The organism is Pseudomonas sp. VA159-2, assembly GCF_024126635.1.
GTDB lineage: Bacteria > Pseudomonadota > Gammaproteobacteria > Pseudomonadales > Pseudomonadaceae > Aquipseudomonas > Aquipseudomonas muyukensis.
Genome location: NZ_JAMYBV010000002.1, coordinates 352,098 through 366,100, shown reverse-complemented (window position 1 = coordinate 366,100; position 14,003 = coordinate 352,098). Strand labels below are relative to the sequence as shown.

Below are 14,003 nucleotides of genomic sequence, written 5' to 3'. Positions count from 1 at the left end.
ATCGCCGATGGTAGTGTGGGGCTTCCCCATGTGAGAGTAGGTCATCGTCAAGATTCATTTCGCAAAACCCCTATCTGCGCGAGCAGGTAGGGGTTTTGTCTTTGTGGCGCAAAAACCCCAGGCAGGTGCGGTCCTTGTAGGAGCGGCCTCGTGTCGCGAAAGGGCCGCAAAGCGGCCCCGGCAATCTTGGCATGAAGGCTGCGTCCCGGGTCTGCTGCGCAGCCCTTTCGCGACACAAGGCCGCTCCTACAGGGGGCGTGGCAGGGTTTACGCAGCGCAGGTTAAAGAAAAGTGCTCAACCCTTCGCCAGTTCCGCCAGATTTTGTCTTTGTGGCGCAAAAAGCCCCAGGCAGGTGCGGCCCTTGTAGGAGCGGCCTCGTATCGCGAAAGGGCCGCAAAGCGGCCCCGGCGCTCTTGGCATGAAGGCTGCGATCCTGGGTCTGCTGCGCAGCCCTTTCGCGACACAAGGCCGCTCCTACAGGGGCCATTGCCGGGCCCGGGCCAGACAGACCGCGTCGCTTGGTTCGCCAGCAAGGCTGGCTCCTACACGACCCACACCGCGGTTTGGCTCGTCGGCTATCTCACCGCCCACTCGTCAAGGGTGCGACAATTATTACTGTTCGTTGACGTGACTTCCCCGTACCCACCCTGCGTCAAGACTTAGGTTCGGGGCAATCCTGGCCCCCGGACAGCGCGATGCCAGCGTACCGTGCTGCGCATTTCTGGACTTTCACCGTCCTATTACTTGAGGTAAGAAGCAAGATGGCCAAGGCCGCCGATGTCGTTGTGCAATGCCTGGAAAACGAAGGTGTCGAATATGTGTTCGGCATCCCCGGCGAGGAAAACCTCGACCTGCTCGAGTCCCTGCGCAAATCGAAGATCAAGCTGGTACTGACCCGCCACGAGCAGTCCGCAGGCTTCATGGCTGCCACCTATGGCCGCCTGACCGGCAAGACTGGTGTTAGCCTGTCGACCCTCGGCCCCGGCGCCACCAACCTGGTGACCGCCAGTGCCTACGCCTATCTGGGCGGCATGCCGATGATGATGATTACCGGCCAGAAGCCGATCAAGAAGTCCAAGCAAGGTCGTTTCCAGATCATCGACGTGTGCGGCATGATGGACCCCATCACCAAGTACACTCACCAGTTCGCCTCGGCCGACAACATCCCGGCGCGCATGCGTGAAGCTTTCCGCCTGGCCGAGGAAGAGAAGCCGGGTGCCGTGCACCTGGAACTGCCGGAAGACATCGCTGCCGAGCAGACCGACGCGTTGCCGATCCCGCGCAGCCTGCACCGTCGCCCGCTGGCCGAGCACGTGGCCATCGAAGCGGCCGTCGAGAAGCTGAAGAACGCCCGTAACCCAATCCTGGTGATCGGTGCCGGTGCCAACCGCAAGATGACCGCCAAGGTCCTCAAGCAACTGATCGACAAGACCGGCATCCCGTTCATCACCACCCAGATGGGTAAAGGCGTGGTCGACGAGCGTCACCCGCGCTTTTTGGGCAACGCCGCGCTGTCCTCGGGCGACTTCGTCCATCGCGCCGTCGAAGCCGCCGACCTGATCGTCAACATCGGTCACGACGTCATCGAGAAGCCACCATTCTTCATGGTGCGTGGCGGCACCGAAGTGATCCACGTGAGCTTCCGCTCGGCCGAGGTGGATGCGGTGTACTTCCCGCAGGTGGAAGTGATCGGCGATATCGCCAACGCCGTCTGGCAGATCAGCGAAGCGTTGACCGACACCAGCCACTGGGACTTCACCCGCCTGATGGCCATTCGTGAAGCCAACGAAGCACAGATCGCCGAAGGCGCCGACGACGACCGCTTCCCGGTCTACCCGCAGCGCATGGTCGCCGACATCCGTCGCGCCCTGCCGTCCGAAGGCATCGTTGCCCTGGACAACGGTATCTACAAGATCTGGTTCGCCCGCAACTACAAGGCGCACAAGCCCAACACCGTACTGCTGGACAACGCCCTGGCGACCATGGGCGCCGGCCTGCCATCGGCCATGGCTTCGCACCTGGTCTACCCGGATCGCCCGGTCATCTCGGTCTGCGGCGACGGCGGCTTCATGATGAACAGCCAGGAACTGGAAACCGCGGTACGTTTAGGGATGCACATCACCGTGGTGATCCTGCGTGACGATGGCTACGGCATGATCCGCTGGAAACAGGCCAACATGGGCTTCACCGATTTCGGCCTGGACTACGGCAACCCGGACTTCGTCAAGTACGCCGAAGCCTATGGGGCCAACGGTCACCGCGTGGAAAGCGCCGAAGCCTTCCTGCCGCTGCTCGAGCACTGCATCAAGACCCCAGGCGTGCATGTGATCGATTGCCCGGTGGACTACAGCGAGAACGACCGCATCCTCAACAGCGAGCTGCGTGAGCGCGCGCTGGCGGTCTAAACGCTGATGCACCTATCGCGGGTCAAGCCCGCTTCCACACGGCCAATACAGGCCTTGTGGGAGCGGGCTTGACCCGCGATTGCTTCAGCTTTGGCAACAGGCTCCTCAGCGATATCTATCTACCGATCTCCACTGGCTTGTGCGCAGCATGCTCCATGGTCTCATCACTGAAGAGCCCAAGACCATGACCATCGGATCCACGCACAACCATCCTGCCGATCTGGCGATCGAGCCAATCGCTCCAGTGCTGCCCTGGGCTGCGCGTTTCCCTAACCCCCCCGACCTGTGTTTCGACTACCGCCGTCTGGTCGAGCAGCACGACGGTATTGCCCAGGCCAACCGGCCTGATCATCGCATCTGTATCGTCGGCGCTGGCATCACCGGCCTCACGGTCGCCCGGGAGCTGCTGCGCTGCGGCTTTACCCAAATCACTCTCATCGAGCAGGCACAGCGTGTGGGGGGCCGTCACCTGACCGTGGTCAATCACGATGAGCAAGGTCAACCGTCGGCTCCGTTCGAGATGGGCGCCATGCGCATGCCATTTTTCAATCGCACTGGAGAGCCTCCCAAGGACGGGCGCTCGCTGATGGCGTTCTACGCTGATCTGTTCGACCTGCGCATCTCGGACTTTCCCAACCCAGGGACGCCTTGGGTCAATGCAACGGGTATCTATTTGCGCGAGGGGCAGCTGGATGGAGAGAGCGAGCCCGAACTGTTGATCTGGAAAAACCCTGAAGGGCATACGCCGCCACCTACCGAAAAGCTGCAAAAAGTGCATGGCAAATGGCAGCGCTTTGCTCAACGCTTTGCGCAGCAGGTCGCTGCGATCTACGGTACCGAGCAATGGCGCTCGCAATGGGCTGCCATTGTCGAGCGTTATCACCGGCTGTCGTTCCGTGACCTGGTACTGCTGCCGGCCGTGGAGGTTTGGAGCCCGACAGCACCGGGCGATTTTGGCGGCCTGGGTATGGACGCCGAGGAGTCGTCGATCTTCTATGCAATCGGTATTGGTGATGGCAGTTGGGGCGCGTTCTACGATGTATGTTGCCTTTACCCCTTGCGCACGGCGATTTTTGGTTTCAGTAGCCATTTGCAGCTGGTTCATGGACGGGTGGATGAACAGGGTGTTCCGCTCCCTGCGCCCTATGCGGCGCTGCAAACGGTACCCGACAGCCGAGGGCTGCAGTTCCAGGCTCCGTCCTATATAGGCCTGGCCGCGATGGACGAGGCACTGCTGTTCATGGACATCCAGACGCTGGGCACGTCCTTGTACCGCCAGTGCCTCGAGCGGGAGGATGGGTTGTTGACCGACAGTTCGGTGTGTGGGCTGCACAAGCTAGCCGATGGACGCATAAGGGTCGAATACCGCTGGCAGCATAGCGCTCCGGCCAGGGCAAAAAACCTGAGTGCCGAGTTCGATAGCGTGGTGCTGACCACGCCGTCCTGGCTGATCGAAACAGGAATGCGCCTCGAGGGCTTCAACCGCGAAATGCTGCCGCAATCGATCATCGACGCCTGGAAGCACGCGCATTGGGAAACCAGTTGCAAGGTCTATGCGCCCTTGCACAAGCGCTTTCTGGAGCAACACCCAAACCTGCCGCAGATCTTGGTCACCGACAGTTTCGTGCACGATGTCTACGCCTATCGCTATGACGCCAGCCACGCCCAGGACTGCATCCTGCTCAGCTACACCTGGGAAGACGATGCCACCAAGCTTGCGCTGTTCAGCGACCAGGCGCTCGCAGCCAAGTGCGTGCAGGAGCTCGACCGGATCCTGCTGCGCTGCACCAACGTCGCTGAACCGATCTCGCCTTACATTGATACCCGAAACATTCGCATACAACGGTGGATGTCAGATCGTAATGCACTGGGCTGTGCGAAATTGTACCGGGCGGGGACGTACTACGACGCCGTGAGCCTGATGAAATACAACCGCGACCTGAGCGAGTGCTCGGGGCTCTACCTGGCCGGCGAGTCCTTTTCGGTCGATGCGGGCTGGACGGAGCCCTGCCTGCGTACCGCCATCGATACGGTGATCAACCTGTGCGCCCATACCGGTGCATCGTTCAACGCAGGCTTCACCCTCGACCATTACCCCGAGTACGCACTGGCGCCACAACAGGTTTGAAACAACCTTGTAGGAAAGCCCTTGCCAGAGGTTTCGTAATCTCTGCCAAGGGCAAGCGAGTCGCCTGACTGCCGCACCCGGGGTAACCCAGCTCTACTGACGGCCTTCCACAACAACCACAAGAGGAAGTCGTCATGCAGGAATCCAGCATTCCCGTTAGCCCTGTGCGCATCGCTGTCATCCAGTACGATCCCCAGGTGGGGGTCGAGCATTGCGAAGGTAACCTGAACCGGGGCCTGGCCCTGACCCGGCGCGCAATACGTGAAGGTGCCAACCTGATCGTGCTGCCCGAGTTGGCCAACACTGGCTATAGCTTCCACTCGCGGGCCGAAGCGTATGCCCATGCCGAGCCATTGCAGGGCGGTGACAGCTTGCGGGCCTGGGCCGACCTTGCCCGTGAGCACAAGGTCTATCTGGCTGCGGGGTTCGCCGAACGGGATGGCCTCAAGCTTTATGACAGCGCGGTGTTGTTCGGCCCCGAGGGGTTGCTCGGCCATTACCGCAAGGCCCATCTGTGGAACCAGGAAAAACTTTGGTTTACCCCCGGTGACCTGGGCTTTCCGGTGTTCGAAACCCCAATCGGCCGCATCGGCCTGCTGATCTGCTGGGACATCTGGTTCCCGGAGGTGCCTCGGTTGCTGGCGGCACAGGGCGCCGACATCATCTGCAGCCTGAACAACTGGGTATGGACGCCGCCACCGCTGTTCGATGAAGCGGGGCGCTGCATGGCGTCATACCTGACCATGACCGCCGCCCATGTCAACAACGTCTACATCGCCGCCGCCAACCGCATAGGTCGTGAGCGCGGCGGGCGCTTCCTCGGTTGCTCGCTGATCGCCGGCACCCATGGCTGGCCGCTGGGCGAGGTGGCCAACGCCGAGGAGGAATGCATCCTGTACGCCGATGTGGATTTGAGCGCCGCGCGCTCGGCACCGATCTGGAACAGCCTCAACGACCTGCCTCGTGACCGGCGCACCGACCTGTACGACGCCACGCTGGGTTATCGCCTGCATCCGGCGATGCCACGTTGAGGAGGTGGGCGCATGGAACAGGTTCTCATATTGCGTCGCTCGCCGTTGCCCTTGCTGATCCTTGTCATCCTGGCGGTGCTGCTCGCCGTCAGCCTGGTGATTGGGCAATGGCCTGACTATGCCGCCCTGGCGGCAAGCCTGGATCAGCCGTTGAGCAGGTTGCGCTGGATCATCGGCGACATCAGCGAAGTCGCTTTCTACAAGCACGAGTTGCCGGCCCTCGGCCTGTTGCTGGGGGCCGCCCTGGCGCATTGGGCGCATGTGCGCGGCTATCGCTGGCAAGGCTTTGCGATCTGCTATGGCACTGGCCTGTGGCCCTGGTTGTTCACCAGCTCGCTACTCGGTCTGTTGCTCAGCCATGCGCTATGGGGCTGGACCTTGGCCAGTGGTACCTGGCAGCCGACCTTCGTCGCCTTCGTGTCGTTGCCGGCGGCGATGGTGCTGCTGTTCGGCGGCGGGTGGCGGGTCACGCTCACGGGGGCCATGCTCGGGGCCCTGCTGGTGACCCCGGCCAGCCTGCTGCTGGTCAACTACCTGTGCTATCCGTTGCAACTGCCGGTGGTGATCGGCAACGTCGGCGGCATGGCGCTGGCCAGCGTGTTGGCCTTCAGCTTGTGCAAATACTTGCCATCGCTGGTGCGCGATGCGTTGCCCGCTGTTACCCCGCAGGCCATTGCGCGCAAGCCCGACTACGGTGTGGTGTGGACTTTGCGCCGGGTCCTGGCGGACTTCAGCGAGGCGCCGTTCTTCGGTAACGAACTGGCCAGCCTCGGGCTGCTGTTGGGCGTATTGCTGGCCTATGTGCTGGCACCGGGCGCACCGGCCTACGGATCGCAACTGGTGATACAGATCGTGGCTGGGCAGGCGCTGGCCTCGTTGGTTGGGGTGCTGTTCTGGCGACGCCAGTGGATGGCGCGGGGTTGGTATCCCACCTATATTCCTATCGTCTCGATCGTACCCGCCGCGGTGCTGACCTTGGGTGGCCAGTGGCAGGTGGTGGTGACCAGCGCTGTCCTGGGCGCGTTGATCGCACCGCCTCTGGCCGTCGCTATAAGCCAGCGCTTGCCGGGCCATATTCACGGTTATGTCGGCAATGTCCTGTCCATGGCGATCAGTACTTTGGGTATCGTGCCGTTGGTCGCTCTGCTGGCAGGAGGTCACTCATGAGCCAGGCGCCATTGCCCAGGCTGGTGATCGCCAGCCTGGGTGGCACGGTCAGCATGCAGGCTGTCGCGCCCGGCCAGGGCGTGACACCGCAACTCGATTGCGCAGCGTTGCTGGCCTCGCTGCCGCAGTTGGCCGCACTTGCGCAGATCGATACCGCCACGCTGTGCTTGTTGCCGAGTGCCTCGCTCGGTTTCCAGGGCTTGTTGGAGGTGCTGGCCTGGGCCCGCGCGCAAGTGCAGGGCGGAGCGCAGGCCGTGGTATTGACCCAAGGGACCGACACATTGGAAGAAACGGCCTATTTCCTCGACCTGCTATGGCCATTCGAGGCGCCGTTGGTCATGACCGGTGCCATGCGCGCGGCCAGCCAGCCGGGGGCCGATGGGCCGGCCAACCTGTTGGCAGCAGTGCAGGTGGCTACGACGCAGGCCAGCAGGGGGCGGGGCGTGCTGGTCGTGATCAATGATCAGATCCACCTGGCCGCCCGGGTGCGCAAGACGGCAAGCCTGGCGTTGGCCGCGTTCGAGTCCCCGGGTGAAGGGCCGTTGGGCGTGCTGGCCGAGGGCATCGCCCGCTATCGTCAGCCACCTTCTCCACGTCGAGTCGTGCCTGAACCGGGAAGGGTTGCTCCGCGTATCGCCTTGCTGGAGGCCTGCCTCGATGCCGACACGATGCTGCTCCAGGCCTTGCCCGACCTTGGCTATACAGGGCTGGTGGTCGCGGGCTTTGGTGCTGGGCATGTGTCCGCGGCGTGGGCCGATGCACTGGCCGATATTGCCCGTCACATGCCGGTCATCGTTGCGACGCGCACCGGGAGCGGGCCGACAGCCAGGGCCACGTACGGTTTCGTTGGCGGTGAAATCGACCTGCTGGCCAGGGGGATCCATATGGCGGGTAGCTTGTGTCCGCGCAAATGCCGCATCCTACTCTGGCTGCTGAGCGCTGCGGGCGAGGCGGATTCGCTGGAGGGCTGGCTGCTGAACTAGGGTCTTTATGAAAAGTCTTGAGGCGAAGGTCAGGCATTGCGAGGCGGTTTTCAACGCAGCATGAACGAGTATCAAGGCTTTTCGTTCAGAGCCTAGGCACAGAGCTGGCGGGGACTTGTGCTAGGGTGCTCGGACATTTATCCAGGACACCCGCCATGCTCCCCGCACTCAGCGAAAAAGAACTCGACCGCCTAGAAGACCTGCTTATCACCTACGGCAACGACTATTCGGTGCTGAACCTTGCCGAGCTCAACGGTTTCTTTACCGCTCTGGCCAGCTCTCCCAACAAGGTCAACCCCGAGCAATGGCTGCCCGCTGTCGCTGGCGGCAAGGTGCCGAAGTTCAAGAAGCCTGCCCATGAAGAAGCGTATACCGCGCTGATGCTGCGTTATGCCAGCCAGGTGTCGCAAGAGCTGGCCGATGACCTAGAGCGCTTCGAACCGCTATTCGAGGAAAGCGAAGGCGAACAGGGACCGGCGATCATTCTAGAGGAATGGTGCTTCGGCTACATGCGCGGTACCCAGGTGGCCGAGTGGAGCGAGCTGCCGCCGGAGCAGGATCGCTTGCTCAGGGCCATTTCCCTGCACGGCCTGGAGGACAATTTCGAGCTGCTCGATTCGATGAGCGTCGATGAGCTTCAGGCCTGTGTGCCGCAGGTGGTCGAGGCGGCGCGGGGGGTGTATCAGTATCAGCAACAGCACCGTCATTGAGATCGCAAGCGCGGGCGCCTTGGAGCGGGCGTGCCCCGGGATGATGATTATTCCACTAACCGAAATACTGGATTGCTCCCTGCACTGATTCTGCTGCCCGACGATCCAGTGCAGCATGGTCTCCAGCAGCGCCACCCCCGGCGCTGACCTGGAGCCCCGCACATGCCAAGCCCGATCAAGCTCTACAACTTCCCCAAGTCCGGCCACGCCCACCGCATCGAGCTGATGCTGTCGCTGCTCGAACTGCCTACCGAGCTGGTCTTCGTCGACCTGGCCAAGGGCGCGCACAAGCAGCCCGAGTTCCTCGCCATCAACCCCTTCGGCCAGGTACCGGTGATCGATGACAATGGCATCGTCATTGCCGATTCCAACGCCATCCTGGTCTACCTGGCCAAGGCCTATGGTGGTGCGCGCTGGTTGCCCGAAGACCCAGTCGGCGCCGCCCGCGTGCAGCGTTGGCTATCGGTGGCGGCAGGCCCGCTGGCCTTCGGCCCGGCCGCCGCGCGCCTGGTGACAGTGTTCGGCGCCTCGTTCAATACCGACGAAGTGATTGGCCGTGCCCACACCCTGCTCAAGGTCATCGACGCCGAACTGGCCAAGGGGCCGTTCCTGGTCGGCGACCAGGCGACCATCGCCGACATCGCCAACTACTCGTACATCGCCCACGCCCCCGAGGGCAATGTGTCGCTGGAGCCGTACGCCAATGTGCGCGCCTGGCTGGCCCGGATCGAGGCGCTGCCGGGCTTCGTGCCGATGCCACGCACTGTCATCGGTTTGCAGACCACGCTCTGAACCCAGAGGAATGCCGCCATGCGCTCGCCCTGGCATGCAGGTGAAATACGGCTGCAGGAGCACGCCGGTGTTGCGCAGCGCATGGAGGCATTCGGCCAGAAGGTCATCCGTGACTTCATGCCCGACCAGCATCGCGCGTTCTACCAGCAGTTGCCGTTCCTGGTGGCCGGCGCCGTGGATGCTGCTGGCACCCCCTGGGCGACGCTGCTCGAAGGCGCGGAAGGCTTCGTCAGCTCACCCGATCCCCGGCAACTGCTGATCGGCTCCGCGCTTGCCGCTGATGACCCGGCCACCCCGGGCCTGGTGGTCGGAGGGGCCATCGGCTTGCTGGGGATCGAACTGCATACCCGGCGACGCAACCGGCTCAATGGCCTGATCCGCAGGGCCAGCGCCGGTCAGCTGGAGGTGATGGTCGAGCAGTCGTTCGGCAACTGCCCCCAGTACATCCAGCTGCGCGAATACACCCGCGTCGACGAACCGCCGCAGGCGCGTCGGGACTCATCGGCACTCGATGCCGCAACCCGCGCCATGATCGAAAACGCCGACACCTTCTTTGTCGCCAGTTACGTCGAGCAGGAAAACGGCCACCGTGCCGTGGACGTGTCCCACCGTGGTGGCCGGCCCGGTTTCGTCAGGGTCGAAGGCAATCGCCTGACCATCCCCGACTATGCCGGCAACCTGCATTTCAACACCCTCGGCAACCTGCTGGTCAACCCGGTTGCCGGCCTGTTGTTCGTCGACTTCAGCACGGGCGATGTACTGCAGGTTTCAGGGCGAACCGAGGTGATTCTCGACAGCCCGCTGATCAGCGCGTTCGAGGGGGCCGAGCGAATCTGGACCCTGGACATCGAGCAGGTGGTGGTCCGCCCGGCCGCGGTGTCGTTGCGCTGGGCCTTCCAGGCGTACGCCCCCACCAGCCTGATGACCGGCACCTGGAGTGAAGCCGAACAGCGCCTGCAACAGCGTGAGCGCCAGCGCCAATGGCTGACCTGGCGCGTGCTGCGCATCGAGCAGGAAAGCCGCGATATCCGTTCGTTCTATCTGCAACCCGAGGAGGGTACGACGGTGGCCTTCGCGCCCGGCCAGCATATTCCCGTGCGCTTGCAGGTGGATGGGGAGGCACCGCTGATCCGCACTTACAGCCTGTCCAGCGCACCGTCCGATGGCCACCTGCGTATCAGCGTCAAGGCGCAAGGGCCTGGTTCAAACTATCTGCACCAGCAGTTGCAGGTGGGCGACCTTTTGCAGGTGCGCCTGCCCATGGGCAGTTTCACCCTGGATCACACCAGCGACCGGCCCCTCGTGCTGGTTGGGGCGGGCGTTGGTATCACCCCGTTGATCGCCATGCTGCGCGAACAACTGGCCTTGGGGCTGGGGCGGCGCATCTACCTGTTCCACGGTGGCCGTTCGCTGGCCGACCTGCCTTTCCAGCAGGAACTGACCGAACTCCAGCAGCATGCCGGTGGCCTGCTGAGCATTCACCGCGCGCTGAGCCTGCCCGAACCCCAAGCCGTGCAGGGCCGCGACTACGCCTTCGCCAGCCGCCTGGGCATCGAACAGATCAAGGCCACCTTGCCCCTGGACGACTACGACTTCTACCTGTGCGGCCCGGCCAGCTTCACCCAGGATCTCTACGAGGGGCTGCGCACGGTGCATGTGCCCGACGCCCGCATCCATGCCGAAGCCTTCGGCCCTTCGACTCTGCGCCGCCATACCGACGACAACCAACCCACGCTGCAGCAACCGCCGCCCGCCAGCGAGCCGGTGCCGGTGTACTTCGCCAGCTCAGCCAAGGAAGCGCGCTGGGTGCCGGACAGCGGCACGCTGCTGGAACTGGCGGAAAACCGTGGCCTGTCGCCGGAATTCAGCTGCCGAGGGGGCTCCTGCGGCACCTGTAAGACCAAGCTGGTCAGCGGCCAGGTCCACTATCCGAACCCGCCCGCCGAGCTGCCCGAAGCCGGTAGCGTGCTGATCTGTTGCGCGGTTCCGGCCCAGGCCGAGGACGGCGTGCAGCCCTTGGTACTGGAGCTCTAGCGTGACCACGGCGATAATCACCCCACGACAACGCGTGGGGCGCGGCATGGACCAGATCCACCTGATGAAAGTGTTCGTGGCCGTGGGCGAGCTGGAAAGCTTCGCCGCCGCCGCACGTCGCCTGGCCATCTCGCCGGCGGCGGTGACCCGCGCGGTCACTGCCCTTGAGGAACAGCTCGGGGTCAAGCTGCTGCTACGCACCACCCGCAGCGTGCGCCTGACCGAGGCCGGCGGGCGCTACCTGCAAGACACCCGGCATATCCTCGCCAGCATCGTCGAGGCCAACGAAGCGGCTGCCGGCATCAACGCCGCGCCCAAGGGCGACTTGGCGGTGACCGCGCCTATCCTGTTCGGCAAGAACTTCGTCATGCCCTGCATCGTCCGCTACCTGCAGCAGTACCCCGAGGTGGATGTGTCGGCGTACTTTCTCGACCGCGTGGTGAACCTGGTGGAGGAGGGCCTGGACGTGGCCGTGCGCATCGGCCAGTTGCCCGACTCCGGCCTCAAGGCGCTGCGCGTGGGCAGCATGCGCCGATTGCTCTGCGCCTCGCCCGAATACCTCGAACGCCACGGCACGCCGCGCCATCCCTCGCAATTGCAGGAGCACGAGGTGATCGCCGCCGGGACGCTGTCACCGCGCACGGACTGGCGCTTCGGCGCCATCGACGACCCGACGCTGATCCGCATGAAACCGCGCCTGACCGTGACCAGCAACGACGCCGCCATCGCCGCGGCCAGTGCCGGCCTGGGGATTGCCCGGTTGCTGTCGTACCAGGTGGCCGACGAGCTGGCGGCTGGGCGGTTGCAGGTGATCCTTGCCGAATACGAGGAAGCGCCCTGGCCGATCCATATCCTGCATCGCGAGAGCAAGTACGGCTCGACCAAGGTGCGGACCTTTATCGACATGCTGGCCGAGCATTTGCGTAGCCAGGCGCACCTGGCTTGATGCCATGACCTGAGCGGGCATTCCGGTTACATGCCGCATGGGGGTTGACTGTACTGCTTGCACGCAGCGTGGTTATCTCGCCAAACCTGCCAGCACCTTTCCCAGCTTCAGCACCGCCTCCCTCATCTCGGCGGGCGTGAGTGCCGCAAAGCCCATCAGCACGCCGGTAGCGTTGCTCGGCACTGCGTACAAGCTGCCCAGGCCCAGCAGATCGATTCCTGCTCCGCGTGCTGCCCTGACCACAGCGTCTTCGGCCAAGTCCTGAACGAAGTGGCAGGGCATCTGCAGCCCACCCACCGGCACTTGCGGGCGTAGCAACGCCCCCAAGTGCTGCTGCACCAGGCCCGCCAGCACGTCGCGTCGCTCGGCATAGAGGCTGCGCATGGCCCGCACATGGGCGTTGAAGTGCCCGTCTTCCATGAACCGGGCCAGGGTCAGCTGGGCGATGGACGCGTTGTGGCCATCTTGCAGGGTTCGCGCGGCGGTCATTGGCGCGACGAGCTGGGGTGGCAGCAGCAGGTAGCCGATGCGCAGCCCGGCGCCCAGCGTCTTGGTGAAGGTGCCGATGTACAGCGTGCGTTCGTGCGGGTCCAGGCCCTGCACGCAGGCGGTGGGGCGACCGGCGTAGTGGAACTCGCTGTCGTAGTCGTCCTCGATGATCCACGCCCGTTGCTGGCGCGCCCATTCAATGGCCAGCAGACGCCGGTCCAGCGACAGGGTGGCGCCGGTCGGGTATTGGTGCGAAGGGGTGAGGAACAGCGCCCGGGCATCCGACGCTAGCTGGGCCATGCCGTCCACCTGCAGGCCGTGCGCGTCCACCGGCACCGGCACGCCTTGCAGCCCGGCGGCGCTGATGGCCTTGCGCGTGCCTTGGTACAGCGGGTCCTCGACCAGCACCCGGTCGCCTGCGTCCATGAGTACCTGGGCGCACAGGCCCAGCGCCTGCTGCGAGCTGGTAAGAATCAGGATACGGTCGGCGGATGCCTGCGCGCCGCGTTCGAGGTTGAGGTAGTCGGCGATTGCCCTGCGCAAGGCGAGCAGGCCCTGGGGCTCGCTGTGTTCCAGCGCTCGAGTGCCGTACTCCTTGTACACCTGCCGCTCCAGCTTCTCCCAGATGACCAGGGGGAAATGCCGGGTTTCGGCCACGCCCGGGGCGAAGGGGCGGGGCGACTGGAAGTTGTGGACGCCGCCGCTGTGCAACAGCGCTTCACCCCGGCGGCTCAACTGTACCGGGGCTTCGTTGTGTGCCGGGCGCTGGCGCTTGCGCGACGGCAGGCAGCGGGCCCGTTGCGACACGAAGCTACCGCTGCCCACGCGCCGCTCGATGAAGCCCTCGGCGTGCAACTGGCTGTAGGCCGACTCCACGGTATCCCGCGAGACGCCCAGGGACTGGGCCAGCGGGCGCGAGGCGGGCAGCGCCTTGCCCACCGGCAGTGCGCCATCGAGGATCAGCTGGCGGATCGCCCGCTGGATGCGCACATGCAAGGCCAGCGCGCCATGGGTGGGGTCGTTGATCCAGGCTTTCACCGATTCCAGCTGCGCGTGTTTGAACATTGGCCTGGTTCCTTGGCTGATGGATCTGATTAATGGCTGCCCATGCCGGGGGCCGCTTCGCGGCCTTTTCCGACCGGTCCGGCGCCCCGGCAAGGCCGCTCCTACAGGCGACCGCGCCCCCCTGTAGGAGCGGCCTTGTGTCGCGAAAGGGCTGCAAAGCAGCCCCGGCAATCTCAAGCCTTACGCCTATCTAGACTCGCACAATGGTCTGGCCACTACCGGTCAATTGGCAGGTAAAAACCAACCATTTAT

At 64.0% G+C, this 14,003-nt stretch carries 10 protein-coding genes; 9 read left to right on the top strand and 1 reads right to left on the bottom strand.

The features are described 5' to 3' along the window. Positions 1-762: 762 nt before the first annotated feature. The 9 genes from NJG22_RS03605 to NJG22_RS03565 all read left to right on the top strand — a co-directional run bounded on the left by NJG22_RS03605 (position 763) and on the right by NJG22_RS03565 (position 12,197). Positions 763-2,406, top strand: a complete 1,644-nt coding sequence (locus NJG22_RS03605) for an acetolactate synthase large subunit (RefSeq protein WP_134691802.1) — start codon at positions 763-765, stop codon at positions 2,404-2,406. A 184-nt stretch (positions 2,407-2,590) separates the two neighbouring features. Beyond that, complete coding sequence (locus NJG22_RS03600) at positions 2,591-4,534, top strand: FAD-dependent oxidoreductase (RefSeq protein WP_253092618.1); 1,944 nt, start codon at positions 2,591-2,593, stop codon at positions 4,532-4,534. A 134-nt stretch (positions 4,535-4,668) separates the two neighbouring features. Next, complete coding sequence (locus NJG22_RS03595; RefSeq protein WP_253092617.1) at positions 4,669-5,565, top strand: nitrilase family protein; 897 nt, start codon at positions 4,669-4,671, stop codon at positions 5,563-5,565. Positions 5,566-5,577: 12 nt separating this feature from the next. Further along, a complete protein-coding gene (locus tag NJG22_RS03590; RefSeq protein ID WP_253092615.1) occupies positions 5,578-6,732 on the top strand; it encodes a hypothetical protein in 1,155 nt (384 codons plus the stop codon). After that, a complete protein-coding gene (locus NJG22_RS03585) occupies positions 6,729-7,715 on the top strand; it encodes an asparaginase (RefSeq protein WP_253092613.1) in 987 nt (328 codons plus the stop codon). Before NJG22_RS03590 ends, NJG22_RS03585 begins: the two co-directional genes overlap by 4 nt. Before the next feature lie 155 nt (positions 7,716-7,870). Next, positions 7,871-8,425: a UPF0149 family protein gene (locus tag NJG22_RS03580; protein WP_253092611.1), complete on the top strand. Its 555-nt coding sequence runs from the start codon at positions 7,871-7,873 to the stop codon at positions 8,423-8,425. Between the two features lie 162 nt (positions 8,426-8,587). Further along, positions 8,588-9,217 (top strand): glutathione S-transferase family protein, encoded by a 630-nt coding sequence (locus NJG22_RS03575; RefSeq protein ID WP_253092610.1) that lies wholly within the window; start codon positions 8,588-8,590, stop codon positions 9,215-9,217. 18 nt (positions 9,218-9,235) lie between these two features. Next, complete coding sequence (locus NJG22_RS03570) at positions 9,236-11,251, top strand: pyridoxamine 5'-phosphate oxidase family protein (protein WP_253092608.1); 2,016 nt, start codon at positions 9,236-9,238, stop codon at positions 11,249-11,251. Positions 11,252-11,297: 46 nt separating this feature from the next. Beyond that, complete coding sequence (locus tag NJG22_RS03565) at positions 11,298-12,197, top strand: LysR family transcriptional regulator (RefSeq protein WP_253092636.1); 900 nt, start codon at positions 11,298-11,300, stop codon at positions 12,195-12,197. Positions 12,198-12,269: 72 nt separating this feature from the next. On the opposite strand, the gene NJG22_RS03560 is transcribed toward NJG22_RS03565, so the two are convergent. Further along, on the bottom strand, positions 12,270-13,751 hold the full coding sequence (locus NJG22_RS03560) for a PLP-dependent aminotransferase family protein (RefSeq protein WP_253092606.1): 1,482 nt from the start codon (positions 13,749-13,751) through the stop codon (positions 12,270-12,272). Positions 13,752-14,003: the final 252 nt, after the last annotated feature.

Excerpts from the sequence above, each read along its gene's own strand:
- NJG22_RS03605 (WP_134691802.1), top strand. The coding sequence starts at position 763 with ATGGCCAAGGCCGCCGATGTCGTTGTGCAATGCCTGGAAAACGAAGGT.
- NJG22_RS03600 (WP_253092618.1), top strand. The coding sequence starts at position 2,591 with ATGACCATCGGATCCACGCACAACCATCCTGCCGATCTGGCGATCGAG.
- NJG22_RS03595 (WP_253092617.1), top strand. The coding sequence starts at position 4,669 with ATGCAGGAATCCAGCATTCCCGTTAGCCCTGTGCGCATCGCTGTCATC.
- NJG22_RS03590 (WP_253092615.1), top strand. The coding sequence starts at position 5,578 with ATGGAACAGGTTCTCATATTGCGTCGCTCGCCGTTGCCCTTGCTGATC.
- NJG22_RS03585 (WP_253092613.1), top strand. The coding sequence starts at position 6,729 with ATGAGCCAGGCGCCATTGCCCAGGCTGGTGATCGCCAGCCTGGGTGGC.
- NJG22_RS03580 (WP_253092611.1), top strand. The coding sequence starts at position 7,871 with ATGCTCCCCGCACTCAGCGAAAAAGAACTCGACCGCCTAGAAGACCTG.
- NJG22_RS03575 (WP_253092610.1), top strand. The coding sequence starts at position 8,588 with ATGCCAAGCCCGATCAAGCTCTACAACTTCCCCAAGTCCGGCCACGCC.
- NJG22_RS03570 (WP_253092608.1), top strand. The coding sequence starts at position 9,236 with ATGCGCTCGCCCTGGCATGCAGGTGAAATACGGCTGCAGGAGCACGCC.
- NJG22_RS03565 (WP_253092636.1), top strand. The coding sequence starts at position 11,298 with ATGGACCAGATCCACCTGATGAAAGTGTTCGTGGCCGTGGGCGAGCTG.
- NJG22_RS03560 (WP_253092606.1), bottom strand. The coding sequence starts at position 13,751 with ATGTTCAAACACGCGCAGCTGGAATCGGTGAAAGCCTGGATCAACGAC.